We start from the raw sequence: 13,031 nt of genomic DNA, 5'->3' as shown, positions 1-13,031 counted from the left end.
CTAAAATAAGTATATTTTTATAGTTTAATACTATTTATTTTTATCTAATAATATAAAAAATATGTGAAGGTTTGTTTATATGATAAATATAAAAATTAGTATGTAAAAATTTTTAATTCGATTATAAAAAAGCAAATAGTTAATGATTACTACATAAAATATTAAGGGGTGTTATTATGAAGTGGAGATTAACAAATTTAAAAAGTAATGATTTAAAGAAAATTATAATTGTATTCTCAACAATATTTATATTATCTGTATTTATAGGTAGTTTTATATATGTAGATACTAGCTTAAGACCAACGATAACTGTATTGGCAGAGACTAAGTCACTAGAACTAGCAAACAGATCCATAAATAAAGCTGTTGGAGAAACAGTTAAAGATAAAATTAATTATTCGGATTTAATGCATACAAAACTAGATTCTGAAGGAAAGATAACAATGATTCAAGCAAATACTGTAATGATGAATAAAATCGCATCTGATGTGGCATTACAAATTCAAGATGAGCTAAAAGAAGTAACGAGTACAACAGCATACATACCAATAGGAACTGCACTTGGAAGTCCTATATTAGCTAAATATGGACCACAATTAAAGGTATCAATAGAACCAATAGGAATTGTATATGTAGATTTCAAAACTAAATTTGAATCTTCAGGTATAAATCAGTCAAGACATAGAATTTATTTAGAAGCAAAAACTCAAGTAAAAGTAGTAATACCACTAACTACATCAACTAAAGAAATAAAGGCACAAATACCTATATGTGAAACTATAATTGTAGGAGATGTACCAAGTAGTTACGTAAATATACCAGAAAAAGATGTATATAATGTATTACCTCAAGTAGAAATGGAAGACGTAAAATAATAAAAATAAATGTAGTCAGTTATAGCTATAGCTATAACTGACTTATAAAAAATAAACTAGTTTTCTAACATCCATTGAATGAACACGGCATATCCAAGAGTAGGATCATTTTCAACAGCATGAGATATAGCACCTATTATTTTATTATTTTGAATTATAGGAGTACCGCTCATTCCTTGAACTATGCCACCAGATTGCATTAATAAATCTTTATCTGTTATTTTAATTTTAAAAGTTTTTGATTGTGGGTGTCTTTGTTTTTGTATATCTATAATTTGTATATCAAATTTTTTACAATTAGAGGAGTTAGTTTGTAATATTATTTCAGCTTTACCTAGTTTTACTTCATCTAAAGATGCAGTTTTATACGATTTTAAATTAGATGTATCAAAATTAACTATTTTTCCTTTTATACCAAAATCAGTATTAGAAGTAAATTGACCAATAGTATCTTTCCTTTTTGCATTTATTGATCCAACAGTACCACTAGATGATTTTTGTATATTTAAATCTGTAGTTGTAGAAATGTGACCATTTTTTATTGATATTTTTTTTGATGTACCAACACTTATAGGATGTGCAACAGCACCAAATTCACCATTAGATGGATTTATATAAGTCAAGGTAGCAAATCCACATAATAAGTTATTAAAATTAATTTTTTCTAACTCTTCCTTATTAGTTTCTAAAGTGAATCTATGATCTCCTCTTCTTACTAAAACAGACATTTTATCAGTTGGAGATAGTGTAGATAAAATATCAGAGAAATCTCCATAATTATTAATATAGGTATCGTTAATACTTAATATAGCATCTCCTAAAGTGAATGGTGATCCCTCAACATAATTTCTTACAATTATATTTTTCAACTCAGCATCTATTTGTAGCACATTCCCAATAGGCACTAAATAAATTGAATCAAATTTTGGATTAGAATGTGCATAAATTAAGCTGTTTGAGAAAAAATATAATAAAAAAGATACAATTAAGATAAATTTTAACTTTATTAAGTTTTGATTTTTAGTAGTAGATATTTTGAAAATCATAAAACACCTTCTTTCTGTCAATACTTGAATGATTTATCGGTGCTTTAACATTATTTTTTACACTAATCTATTTTTGATGCTTGGAAAACTGAAACAATAAAACCGTACTTTACATAAAAAAATAATTAATCAATTACTTAGAAATATAAGTCTATAATAATACAAACAAAATACAAAAATAAAAAAATATAATTTATTAAATTAAAAACATTATAATGTTTAAATCAATAAATAATGAGTAATAGTAATTGTTAATGGAAACTATGTAATATAAATCACAAAATAAAAATACTTAATTAATGGTTAAATAAATTAAGTATTTTATGTTTTATTCATTTTTTTTATTTTTCGTTTTTTTATTATAGTCCTTTTTTTAACGATTTTTTTAGGACTATTAAAATTAGAGCGAGTAAGTTCTACATCAGGAATAAAACCATCATCACTCCCATGAGTAGGACAAACTTTAACAGCAGCAATTAAAGCTAATTCATCTGATAATGTAGCTAAAAAACTAGCTAAAATGTTTAAATCGTCACTAGTCAAATCTTCTGCAAGAGCGATGGAAATTGTAGAAGATAGAACTATATAATCGACATATCCAAAACTGCATAACTTAGATTTAGATGGTTTTTTATTTGGATCTTTATTATCAAAATTCATATTCCATAAATACCCCCTAAGAAAAGCTCTATATAAATATATATGTAAATTTGAAAAAATAAAAACTAGAGTGATAAAATTAAATAAAAATATAAATGTTGGAAATAATATAAGAAGTATTTTGTATTTAATGAAAAAATATATATCATGAAAGGGGTACAGATGTGAAAAAATATAGGTTATTAGTTACAGTTATAATTGCTATGGGAATTATACTTATAGGTACTTTAAATCCAATTACAAATTTTCATAAAAGTACTAATTTAATTAGTAAAGGAATTATTCAAAAGGACGATAAAGAAAAGAATAATAAAGAAGATGAAAAGAGTTTTTTAATATGTATAGATCCTGGGCATCAAAAAAAGGGAGATAGTAATCCAGAATCAGTAGCACCAGGTTCATCACAAACTAAAGCAAGAGTATCATCTGGAGCTACGGGAGTAGGTACTAAAAAGCCAGAATATATATTAAATTTAGAAGCATCTACAGTTTTAAAGCATATATTAGAAGATAAGGGATATCGTGTTGTTATGACTAGAGAGGCTCATGATGTAAATATAAGTAATGCAGAAAGAGCTAGATTTGCAAATGAAAAGAAAGCAGATGTTGTTATAAGAATACATGCTGATAGCTTGGCTAACTCATCAAAAACAGGAGCATCAATCTTAGTACCATCTAAAGACAGTAAATATACAGCTAATATATATGAAAAAAGCGATAAGTGCGCTAAATCGGTTCAAGAGCAAATGAAAAAAGCAGGAATACAGGTTAATGGAGTATTTGAAAGGGGAGATTTAACAGGATTTAATTGGTCTCAAGTTCCTGTAATTTTAGTAGAAATGGGATTTTTGAGCAATTACAATGAAGACCAAATGATGTCAAACCCTGATTATCAAAGAAAATTAATGCAAAGTATTGCAGATGGAGTAGAAGAGTATTTTATGACTAAATAAGTTAGGTGATGACAATGAAGAAAAAACTAGAAAATGCCTATGCAACGGCATTGAAAAATACATTTAAAGCAGTAAATCCAATAAAAAAAAGTGTAATTAAAACAACTTGTGAAGTACATTTATATATCCAAGAAAATGCTATGGATATATTAAGAAGTAAAGGATACTATAATGAATATAAATTTTTTAAGGAGTACTTACCACGAATAAATCAAGGTTTAGTTTGGGCAGACCAAGACTTTAAGTCATATCATCATTTTTATAATCCTAAAGAAGGTAAAGGTAAATATGGATATGATGAAAATGCAATGACAGTAGCTAAAAGTTATTACAACAAAGCATTAAAATATTTTGCAATGAATAACTATTCAAGAAGTATGTTTTTCTTTGGAGCAGCATGCCATATAATACAAGATTTAACAATCCCACAGCATGCTAAGGGAAGGTTGTTGGATAACCATAGACAATTTGAGGTCTATGTAAAATCAAATTACAAAAAAATAAAGAGATTTAAATCACATGAAGCACCTATAATACTAAATAGCATAGAGGAGTATGCAGATTACAATTCTATGCGTGCGCTTAGTATAGACTACATGTATAGAAATATAGATGATTTAAACACTAAGTTTTATTTAACAGCAGTAAAGAGTATTACATTGTCTCAAAAAACTACAGCTGGATGTATGATTATGTTTTTTGAAGATTTGATGTATATATAAAACTGATAAATATTATTATAATATTGAAATTTAAATTAATAGTTTACTATTTATATAACTAAAATTAGAGAGTAGATGTATTGCAAGTATTAGTAATACATTTATAATCTAATTTTATTTTTTTTATAATATAGTAAATTATATTAAGTTTAAAGTTTGAGGTAAGTTAAATTTCGTATATATGCTTTAAAAAATAAACATATAAAATTTTTCAAGAATACTTTTTTATAAATTATATTTTTAGGCAAGTTATAACTGTAAGCTTTAAGAATTGAAATACAAAATAATAAACTTAATAAGTGTTGGCTAGGATACTTGATTTAAGTGAAAAAAGAATATATTATAGTATAGAATATACAGACAATAAAATTAACAAAGAGGTGGAAAAATGCTAGTAGTAGAAAATGTAAGTCATGGTTTCGGAGCGAGAACTATACTAGAAAATGTTTCATTTAGGCTTAGAAAAGGGGAACATATAGCATTAGTTGGTGCAAATGGAGAAGGAAAATCAAGTTTTTTAAATATAATAACAAAAAAGCTTATGCCGGATGCGGGTAATATAAAATGGTCATCAAGAGCTACTGTAGGATATTTAGACCAACATACAGTACTGAGTAAAGGAAATACTATAAGAGACATATTAAGAGATGCATTTAAATCAATGTTTGATTTAGAGCAAGAAATGATAGCTATGTACGATAAAATGGGTGAAGCTAATGATGATGAAATGGCAAAACTATTAGAAGAAACGGCAGAAATACAAACAATATTAGAGAATAGCGGATTTTATATGATAGATGCTAAAATCCAAGAAGTTGCAAATGGATTAGGATTAGGAGAAATCGGATTAGATAGAGATGTAACTGATTTAAGTGGAGGTCAAAGAACTAAAGTACTTTTAACTAAATTATTACTTGAAAATCCTACAATACTAATATTAGATGAGCCTACAAACTACTTAGATGAAGAGCATATAACTTGGTTAACAAGATATCTTCAAGAGTATGAAAATAGCTTTATATTAGTATCTCATGATATAGAATTCATAAATAACACATGTAATGTAATTTACCATATGGAAAATGGAGAATTAAATAGATATAAAGGAAACTATGATGAATTCGTTAGACTTAATGAAATAAAGAAACGTCAAGAAGAACAAGCTTATGATAGACAAGTTGAAGAAAGAAAGAGATTAGAAGACTTTGTAGCCAGAAATAAAGCTAGAGTTGCTACACGTGGTATGGCAAACAGTAGACAAAAGCAATTAGATAAAATGGAAGTATTAGAAAGGCCAAAAGAAAAGATAAAGCCAACTTTTGAATTTAAAGAAGCTAGAGTACCAAGTAGATTTGTGTTTGAAACTGAAAATTTAGTGTTAGGATATGATGAAGCTTTAACGAAGCCTCTTAATTTTACTTTAGAAAGAAATAAAAAAGTTGCATTAAAAGGTATGAATGGTGTAGGTAAATCAACATTACTTAAGACATTACTTGGAATAATAAAGCCTTTTAATGGAGATGTTAAGTTAGGAGATTACTTAGAAGTTGGATATTTTGAACAAGAAAGTTCAAGAGAAAACTATAATACTCCTATGGATGAAATATGGTCAGAATTCCCAGGTCTTACAAACTTTGAAGTAAGACAAAATCTTGCGAAATGTGGATTAACTAATGAACACATAACTAGTCAAATGAGAGTTTTAAGTGGAGGAGAAGCAGCTAAGGTAAGGTTATGTAAGGTTATGTTAAAGAATATAAATTTATTAGTACTAGACGAACCTACAAATCACTTAGATGTAGAAGCTAAAGATGAATTAAAGAAAGCGATAAGACAATTTAAAGGAACTGTTCTTTTAGTTTGCCACGAACCTGAATTCTATATGGATATAGTTGATGATGTTTGGAATATAGAAGATTTTACTACGAAGATAGTATAAGTTGTATATTAACTATTGTTCATATAATTATTCAACTATATTTTAGCGATATTAAGTATAATTGTTAAAAATAAATAAATTATTTAGCTATAGATTGAAGAATTATTTAAAAATAAATATAAGAACTTAGAGGTATGGGATAGATGAAAAAAATTTTAAATATAATATTTTCGGTATGTTTTAGCATAATAATAATAATCGGGATAATAAAATTCACTGTAGGATTTAAAGAACTTTATTATTACGATATAGATAAGTTAGATATATCTAGATTATCAAATTTATCAGAAGAAGAAATAAGGTTAAATTATGATTACTTAATAGAGTATAATTTGCGTAAAAATGAGGTTGATTTCGAGATGCCAACTATAAAATCATCTCCTCAAGGAAAAATACATTTTAAAGAAGTGAGAGATATTTTTCAAAATTTAAATAAATTATTTAATCTATGTTTTATTATTTCAATTATAGGTTTATTTGTAAATATAAAAAACAAAGAAATAAACTTTTTAAATATGATCTCAAAAGCTCTAATCACCATACCAATATTTTTAACATTACCGATATTAATAGATTTTGAGGACAGCTTTGTAATTTTTCATAAATTAATGTTTAGCAATGATTATTGGATATTTGATCCAAAATTAGATCCTGTTATAACTATGCTGCCCGAACAATTTTTCTTTCATGCTGGACTTATGATATTAGTTCTTATATTAATATCCAGTATGTTAATTTATATAATATATAGATTTTTAAGAAAAAAAAGAGAGCAGTAACAGGCTCTCTTTTTATTAATTTTAAATATTTTAATCTTCTTTACGAGTAATTTTAATAATATCTTGAAATTTACTCATAATATATTCATAATTGTTTTTATTATGAGGAAGCATACAGCTAGAGCAGTCTTTAATACCTTTTTCACTATATTTGAAGTTTCCACCACAATTTTCACCTAAAGCGTATAAGGGGCAATAACAAAATAAACAGTTGAAATCCTCGGGTTTATTAGTTTTATGACAAGGGAAATATTCACAGGTTTTGTGGTTGAAAAATTTATAATTCTCACTCATATTACCTACCTCCTAATTTTATGGAATTAATATAATTATACTAAATATTTACATTAGTGGTATAATAAAAAAAATAGTGACTAAAGGATAAGTATTACATTAAAAATTTTACATAAGTATTAAAAATGAGGTGTTAAGATGGAAGAAAAACAAGAAAGAGCATTGCTTGTAGGACTTAATATAACGTCTACAGCAAGAAAAGTTGATGATATAGACATAAATGAATCAATGGAAGAATTAAAAGAACTAGCTAAGGCGGCAGGTGCTGAAGTAGTAGGGAGTTTAATTCAAAATAAGCAAACAAGAGATGCAGCATTTTATGTAGGAAAAGGAAAAGTAGAAGAGATAAAAGCGTATTGTGATTCTTTAGATGCTACAATGGTAGTTTTCAATGATGAATTATCAGGAGCACATATAAGGAATATAGAAGACGTAGTAGGAATAAAAGTTATAGATAGAACTACTTTAATACTTGATATATTTGCTCAAAGGGCATTAACTAAAGAAGGTAAGCTTCAAGTTGAGCTTGCTCAGTTAAAATATAGATTACCTAGACTTTCTGGAATGGGTGGAGCAATGAGTAGAACGGGTGCTGGTATAGGTGCTAGGGGCCCAGGAGAACAAAAATTAGAAGTAGATAAGAGACATATACTTAATAAAGCAGCCGATATTAGACGTGAACTTAAAGAAGTTAAAAAGATTAGAGAAACTCAAAGAGTTCAACGTTTAAAATCAAATATACCTATAGTTGCGATTGTAGGATATACAAATGCAGGAAAATCTACTTTATTAAATGAAATAATAAAAACACATAAAGATTATGAAAAAGAAAAAGAAGTAATGGCAAAAGATATGCTATTCGCTACATTAGATGTAACGCTTAGAAAAGCACTTTTACCAAATAAAAAAGAATTTTTAGTAGTAGATACTGTTGGTTTCGTTAGTAAACTTCCACATGATTTAGTAGAGGCATTCAAGGCAACTTTAGAAGAAGTCCATTATGCAGATTTGATTTTACATGTAATAGATGCGACTAATAGTAGTTATGAGCTTCAAAAGAAAACTACAGAGAGTGTGCTTAAAGAATTAGGTGCAAATGATAAAAAGACTATAATTGTTTATAATAAAATAGATAGATTAGAATTAGATATATATCCTAAAAATACTGATGATATTATATATATATCAGCTAAAAAAGGTATAAACATGGATAAGTTACTACAAATGGTAGAAGATGCTTTAATGGAAAACACATATCCAGTGACACTTTTATTACCTTATGAAAGAGGAGATATATTTAGTAGAGTTAAAGATAAATACAATGTATCAAATTTTGAATATGTAGAAAATGGAATAACGCTTAATGTAAATTTAGAAGAAGCAGATTATAATATATATAAAGAGTATATATTAGATAAGTAGGTAATAACATGAATATAAATTGGGATAATATAGATAAATTGGAGGATTATTACATAACATACCTTCTATATAAAGAATCAAAAACAGTATCTCAAATTAGTAAAATAAGGAATATGTCAACTTCAGAGATTAATGATCAATTAATAAAAGCTAAGCTAGAAATAAAGGCAATACTTAAAGATAAAGTAGAATTGTCTAAAGATACTATAGATAAATTTTTAGGGTTAAACAAGTTTGACAGGCTTGAATTTATGAATAGTTTAAATTCAGAAAGAATGCTAGATTTTAAGAGGAAACTTTACAAGAGGATACTTACCGAAAGAAATGTTGAAGATCTCATGATTTTAATTTGGGCAACGGGTGAATTAAAAGATAATAGATTTTTAAATTTACTACATCCACTCACAAGTCATAGACACTCAGATGTAAGAAGGATAACTTATTCAGCGCTTAGAAAGATTGAATCACCAAGTAGCAGAGAATATTTACAAAGAGGTCTTTATGACACAAATGCACAAACTAGGCAGTATTGTGCAAAGGCGCTTGCTAAGATAGGAAATAAAAACAGTTTAAGAATGTTAAGGCAACTTAAAAGTAAAAAACAATTTGAAAAAGACTATGTGTTAAGAGCGTACGAAGAAGCTATTGATATATTAGAAAAATCAGATAAATAACATAAATATTTAAGACCTAACATATAATTAATAAATTAATTATTTACCTATAGTGTATCTCCAGAAGTTAACATAAAAAAAGAGAGTTAATAGGAGGGGTTTAAAAATGATAGTAAGACGTTGTGCAGGTGGAATAGTATTTTATGCAAATAAGGTACTTATGGTAAAAAATGATAGAGGTGAATGGACACTTCCGAAAGGTAAGATTCATGATCAAGAACTTCAACATGAAAGTGCAGTTCTTAGAGTAAAGGAAGAAACAGGAGTATATGCTAGTGTAATGGAAGTAGCTGGTGATACTATGTATGAGTTTTTCTCAAGAAGTAGACAAAAAGAAGTATGCAATGCCATTATGTGGTACATTATGGAGACAGAAAATACTGAATATATACTAAAAGATGAATTTACTGAGGGTGGATTTTTTAAAGTTAAAGATGCTATAAAGATGTTAACACACAACGAAGAAAAATCTCTAGTAGATATATCTTATAAAAAATATAAAGAATTAAAGAAACAAGTTGAACAAGGCAGTGCTACACTGTAAATTATGAATAGATTAGAAGATAAATCAAAGAAAGGGCTTAGCCCTTTCTTTTTTGATTTATACAACTATATTGGATATAATAAATAGTATGTCACAAAGATACATAAGCTAGCAGAAAAATAAATATAAAAAAATATAAGTTTTTAGAACTGATGAATTTTTTAGTTAATCATATTCAGATAAAGTCTTATTAGTGATTATATAAGAAAATTAATTTATAGAATTGGAGGATGTTATGAGTACATATAAAACATTACATGAATTTGGAATGGATGAAATTATAATAGATAAATCTACTTTTATAGGATATGCAAAGCCTATAAAAACTGAAGAAGAAGCAGTAGAATTTGTGAATGAGATAAAGAAAAAACATAAGGATGCAACACATAATGTATGGGCATATACTGTTGGTAAAAATATGAATATACAAAGGTATAGTGATGATGGCGAACCACAAGGTACAGCGGGAATACCTACGTTAGAGGTTATAAAAAAAGAAGATTTAAGAGATGTAGTAGTGGTTGTTACTAGATACTTTGGAGGCATAAAGTTAGGAGCAGGCGGCTTAGTTAGAGCATATACTAAAGGAGCTAAGGTAGGATTAGAAGCGGGTAAAATAATTGAGAAAGTAATGTATCAAGAAGTTAGTATTAAAATAGACTACACTCAACTTGGGAAAGTTCAAAATGAAATAATGAATATGGGCTACTTTGTTAAAGACACTATATATGAAGATAATGTTGGCATAATAGTATACTCAAGAATTAATGAAGTTGAAAATCTTACATCTAGGATGACAGATATAACTAGTGCAACAGCAGAGTTAAAGTTAGGAGAAGAATTCTATTTATCAGAGCAAAATGGTCAGATAATATTGTAAAATTATATACTGTGTGCAAATATTCACGCTGAAAAATATTATAATAAATAGGATTTTTATTAGGACAATCTAAGATAGAAAAATAATCTAAGTATAAAAAATATCAAAGCAGATAAAATTATCTACTTTGATATTTTTTTAGAGTAAGGGAGCATAGTTATACTGAATAGATATATTTTACTTTAAACAATTATTTTTTTTAGGAGATGAAATACCTTTTTTAACTTCTATACAACCTACTATTAATAAGAATAATCCAAATATTTTTTTTAGAACCTCGGAGGATAAATAATTAGCTAAAAATGAACCACATATAGCACCTAATATACCAAATAAAGCTATAGGAATAACTAAGTTAAAAACCACAGTTTTATTTTTTATATGTATAATTAAAGCAATTATAGTCATTGGTATTGAAGACAATAAGTTAACGCTTTGAGCTATTTTAGGGTCAATACTTGCAAATATAACAAGTGCAGGAATAAGAATTGTTCCACCACCCATTCCCATTCCACCAATAATCCCAGCAAAAAATCCAATTATACCAAATAACATTAAAACACCATCCTTAGCGAAGCTATAATCATTATTAATCCAAAAGATATCCTAAGAAATCGACCAGTAACTTTGCATAAAATCTTAGCGCCAATAATACCACCAATAATACTTCCTATGGCAACTTGAATAGTCAAACTAATATCGTAGGTTCCTTTAGAAATATATATTACAGAACTTGCTCCTGATAAAAAAATTATTATAGCTAAAGCTGTAGCATGAGACTTATGTTCTTCAACCTTAACAATATTATTTAATATAGGAACTAAAAGTGTTCCTCCTCCAGACCCAAATATACCATTAACAAATCCAGTAAAGATACCTATTAATGTATTTTTAATATTAAAATTAAAATGTTTGTTTTTCACATTTATCACCTTCTAAATATATTTTTCGCATAAATAGTAAATTATATTTATAAAAAGTAACTTATATTATGTAATACAAAATCAATTAATAGTATAAGCTATGCTTATATAAATAAGTTGTTAAAAATATAAGATATAATACTAATAAGCTACAGGATATAAGATTGAAAAATATATGATATAATAGATTTATACAAAAATATAAATATCAGAGAGGAGAAAATTATGACTGAAATGAATGAAAAAATAGATAAAACAGTTCAGTGGTTAAGAGATAAAGTTAATGAAGCTAACTGTAAAGGGTTAGTAGTGGGAGTGTCTGGAGGAATTGATTCTGCAGTAGTTGCTTACTTAATAAAAAAAGCATTTCCTGAAAATTCTATGGGAGTTATAATGAGCATAAAGAGCAATCCTAACGATAGAGAGGATGCTTTAAAGGTTATTAATGGTTGTAAAATAGAATACATTGATTTAGACCTTACAGAGCCTCAAAGCTTAATATTAGATACAGTAACTAATTCTCTTAAGGAAAAGAATTTATATAAAGAAGACTACTTAAGAATGACAGATGCTAATCTTAGAGCAAGAATAAGAATGAGTACTGTATATACAGTGGCAAATAATTTAGGATATTTAGTAGTAGGAACTGATAATGCTGCAGAAATACATACAGGATACTTCACAAAATATGGAGATGGTGGAGTTGACTTAGTACCACTTGCAAATCTTACAAAAAGAGAAGTATATGAATGGGCAAAAGTATTAGGAATACATGATGATGTAATAAATAAATCGCCTTCTGCAGGGCTTTGGGAAGGGCAAACTGATGAAAAAGAAATGGGAACAACTTATGATATGATAGATGCTGTACTTGAAGGAAGACTAGATGAAGTTCCTCAGAAAGATCAAGAAATAATATCAAGACTTCATAGAGTTAGTGAACACAAAAGACATATAGCGCCTAAACCACCTAAGTTCTAATTTACTAATTTAACTATTTATGCTAAAATTTACGAGTGATGATAAAATCATCAAATATATGCTAAATAAATGGATAGATATAATAGATATTTATCCTCAAGTAATATACAAAAATTAATTATACGTATTAAGGAGTGGAATTATGGGACGTATAGGAAACATAATCAATAAAAAAGGTAAACAAGATGCTAAAAGGGCTAAAATATTCACTAAGCATGCTAGAGCAATAGCAGTTGCAGCTAAAGAAGGTGGAGGAAATCCAGACTATAATGCAACATTAAAAACAGCTATAGAAAAAGCTAAAGCTGATAACATGCCTAATGACAACATAGACAGAGC

Annotated in this window: 15 protein-coding genes and 1 pseudogene; 11 read left to right on the top strand and 5 right to left on the bottom strand. The window is 27.3% G+C overall.

Going from position 1 to position 13,031, the window contains the following annotated elements; all coding sequences use genetic code 11:
• Nucleotides 1-176 precede the first annotated feature (176 nt).
• The gene (yunB, locus tag VLM92_RS17130; RefSeq protein ID WP_325277530.1) at nucleotides 177-875 is read left to right on the top strand and encodes a sporulation protein YunB; all 699 of its coding nucleotides are present in this window, start codon (nucleotides 177-179) and stop codon (nucleotides 873-875) included.
• Nucleotides 876-931: 56 nt separating this feature from the next.
• Here yunB and VLM92_RS17125 read toward each other — a convergent pair whose 3' ends face one another.
• Complete coding sequence (locus tag VLM92_RS17125) at nucleotides 932-1,921, bottom strand: SpoIVB peptidase S55 domain-containing protein (RefSeq protein WP_325277529.1); 990 nt, start codon at nucleotides 1,919-1,921, stop codon at nucleotides 932-934.
• Between the two features lie 321 nt (nucleotides 1,922-2,242).
• Nucleotides 2,243-2,581 (bottom strand): hypothetical protein, encoded by a 339-nt coding sequence (locus tag VLM92_RS17120; RefSeq protein ID WP_325277528.1) that lies wholly within the window; start codon nucleotides 2,579-2,581, stop codon nucleotides 2,243-2,245.
• 164 nt (nucleotides 2,582-2,745) lie between these two features.
• Here VLM92_RS17120 and VLM92_RS17115 point away from each other — a divergent pair, with 164 nt between their 5' ends.
• The 4 genes from VLM92_RS17115 to VLM92_RS17100 all read left to right on the top strand — a co-directional run bounded on the left by VLM92_RS17115 (nucleotide 2,746) and on the right by VLM92_RS17100 (nucleotide 6,974).
• Nucleotides 2,746-3,534 (top strand): N-acetylmuramoyl-L-alanine amidase, encoded by a 789-nt coding sequence (locus VLM92_RS17115; RefSeq protein WP_331681804.1) that lies wholly within the window; start codon nucleotides 2,746-2,748, stop codon nucleotides 3,532-3,534.
• A gap of 14 nt (nucleotides 3,535-3,548) precedes the next feature.
• Nucleotides 3,549-4,256 (top strand): zinc dependent phospholipase C family protein, encoded by a 708-nt coding sequence (locus VLM92_RS17110; protein WP_325277527.1) that lies wholly within the window; start codon nucleotides 3,549-3,551, stop codon nucleotides 4,254-4,256.
• Nucleotides 4,257-4,644: 388 nt separating this feature from the next.
• Nucleotides 4,645-6,195: an ABC-F family ATP-binding cassette domain-containing protein gene (locus tag VLM92_RS17105; protein WP_325277526.1), complete on the top strand. Its 1,551-nt coding sequence runs from the start codon at nucleotides 4,645-4,647 to the stop codon at nucleotides 6,193-6,195.
• 143 nt (nucleotides 6,196-6,338) lie between these two features.
• Complete coding sequence (locus tag VLM92_RS17100; protein WP_325277525.1) at nucleotides 6,339-6,974, top strand: TIGR01906 family membrane protein; 636 nt, start codon at nucleotides 6,339-6,341, stop codon at nucleotides 6,972-6,974.
• A gap of 30 nt (nucleotides 6,975-7,004) precedes the next feature.
• Here VLM92_RS17100 and VLM92_RS17095 read toward each other — a convergent pair whose 3' ends face one another.
• Complete coding sequence (locus VLM92_RS17095; protein ID WP_325277524.1) at nucleotides 7,005-7,268, bottom strand: cysteine-rich small domain-containing protein; 264 nt, start codon at nucleotides 7,266-7,268, stop codon at nucleotides 7,005-7,007.
• Between the two features lie 138 nt (nucleotides 7,269-7,406).
• Between VLM92_RS17095 and hflX the strand changes: the two genes are divergently transcribed.
• The 4 genes from hflX (at nucleotide 7,407) to VLM92_RS17075 (ending at nucleotide 10,788) form a co-directional block, all read left to right on the top strand.
• Nucleotides 7,407-8,690 (top strand): GTPase HflX, encoded by a 1,284-nt coding sequence (gene hflX, locus VLM92_RS17090; protein WP_325277523.1) that lies wholly within the window; start codon nucleotides 7,407-7,409, stop codon nucleotides 8,688-8,690.
• A gap of 8 nt (nucleotides 8,691-8,698) precedes the next feature.
• Entirely contained in the window at nucleotides 8,699-9,364 is a 666-nt protein-coding gene (locus tag VLM92_RS17085; protein WP_325277522.1) for a HEAT repeat domain-containing protein, read from the top strand.
• Between the two features lie 106 nt (nucleotides 9,365-9,470).
• A complete protein-coding gene (locus tag VLM92_RS17080; RefSeq protein ID WP_325277521.1) occupies nucleotides 9,471-9,908 on the top strand; it encodes an NUDIX hydrolase in 438 nt (145 codons plus the stop codon).
• A 235-nt stretch (nucleotides 9,909-10,143) separates the two neighbouring features.
• On the top strand, nucleotides 10,144-10,788 hold the full coding sequence (locus VLM92_RS17075) for a YigZ family protein (protein ID WP_325277520.1): 645 nt from the start codon (nucleotides 10,144-10,146) through the stop codon (nucleotides 10,786-10,788).
• Between the two features lie 177 nt (nucleotides 10,789-10,965).
• Here the strand turns inward: VLM92_RS17075 and VLM92_RS17070 are convergent, their stop codons facing one another.
• Nucleotides 10,966-11,343, bottom strand: coding sequence for a sulfite exporter TauE/SafE family protein (locus VLM92_RS17070; protein ID WP_325277519.1), 378 nt, complete (start codon nucleotides 11,341-11,343; stop codon nucleotides 10,966-10,968).
• Nucleotides 11,343-11,711 carry a sulfite exporter TauE/SafE family protein gene (locus tag VLM92_RS17065; RefSeq protein WP_325277518.1) on the bottom strand — a complete coding sequence of 123 codons (369 nt, stop codon included), beginning with the start codon at nucleotides 11,709-11,711 and terminating at the stop codon, nucleotides 11,343-11,345. Before VLM92_RS17065 ends, VLM92_RS17070 begins: the two co-directional genes overlap by 1 nt.
• A 225-nt stretch (nucleotides 11,712-11,936) precedes the next feature.
• On the opposite strand from VLM92_RS17065, the gene nadE reads away from it, so the two are divergent.
• Together nadE and VLM92_RS17055 are read left to right on the top strand one after the other, a co-directional pair.
• On the top strand, nucleotides 11,937-12,692 hold the full coding sequence (gene nadE / locus VLM92_RS17060) for an NAD(+) synthase (RefSeq protein ID WP_325277517.1): 756 nt from the start codon (nucleotides 11,937-11,939) through the stop codon (nucleotides 12,690-12,692).
• Between the two features lie 142 nt (nucleotides 12,693-12,834).
• Nucleotides 12,835-13,031: pseudogene (locus tag VLM92_RS17055) on the top strand (YebC/PmpR family DNA-binding transcriptional regulator); the annotation flags it as partial.

It is taken from the genome of Romboutsia sp. (assembly GCF_035470145.1).
Lineage (GTDB): Bacteria > Bacillota > Clostridia > Peptostreptococcales > Peptostreptococcaceae > Romboutsia_D.
This window is presented reverse-complemented; position numbering and strand designations above follow the sequence as displayed.

Coding starts and splice junctions, on each gene's coding strand:
- hflX (WP_325277523.1), top strand. CDS start 7,407: ATGGAAGAAAAACAAGAAAGAGCATTGCTTGTAGGACTTAATATAACG.
- VLM92_RS17100 (WP_325277525.1), top strand. CDS start 6,339: ATGAAAAAAATTTTAAATATAATATTTTCGGTATGTTTTAGCATAATA.
- VLM92_RS17125 (WP_325277529.1), bottom strand. CDS start 1,921: ATGATTTTCAAAATATCTACTACTAAAAATCAAAACTTAATAAAGTTA.
- yunB (WP_325277530.1), top strand. CDS start 177: ATGAAGTGGAGATTAACAAATTTAAAAAGTAATGATTTAAAGAAAATT.
- VLM92_RS17095 (WP_325277524.1), bottom strand. CDS start 7,268: ATGAGTGAGAATTATAAATTTTTCAACCACAAAACCTGTGAATATTTC.
- VLM92_RS17105 (WP_325277526.1), top strand. CDS start 4,645: ATGCTAGTAGTAGAAAATGTAAGTCATGGTTTCGGAGCGAGAACTATA.
- VLM92_RS17080 (WP_325277521.1), top strand. CDS start 9,471: ATGATAGTAAGACGTTGTGCAGGTGGAATAGTATTTTATGCAAATAAG.
- VLM92_RS17085 (WP_325277522.1), top strand. CDS start 8,699: ATGAATATAAATTGGGATAATATAGATAAATTGGAGGATTATTACATA.
- VLM92_RS17075 (WP_325277520.1), top strand. CDS start 10,144: ATGAGTACATATAAAACATTACATGAATTTGGAATGGATGAAATTATA.
- VLM92_RS17110 (WP_325277527.1), top strand. CDS start 3,549: ATGAAGAAAAAACTAGAAAATGCCTATGCAACGGCATTGAAAAATACA.
- nadE (WP_325277517.1), top strand. CDS start 11,937: ATGACTGAAATGAATGAAAAAATAGATAAAACAGTTCAGTGGTTAAGA.
- VLM92_RS17120 (WP_325277528.1), bottom strand. CDS start 2,581: ATGAATTTTGATAATAAAGATCCAAATAAAAAACCATCTAAATCTAAG.
- VLM92_RS17070 (WP_325277519.1), bottom strand. CDS start 11,343: ATGTTATTTGGTATAATTGGATTTTTTGCTGGGATTATTGGTGGAATG.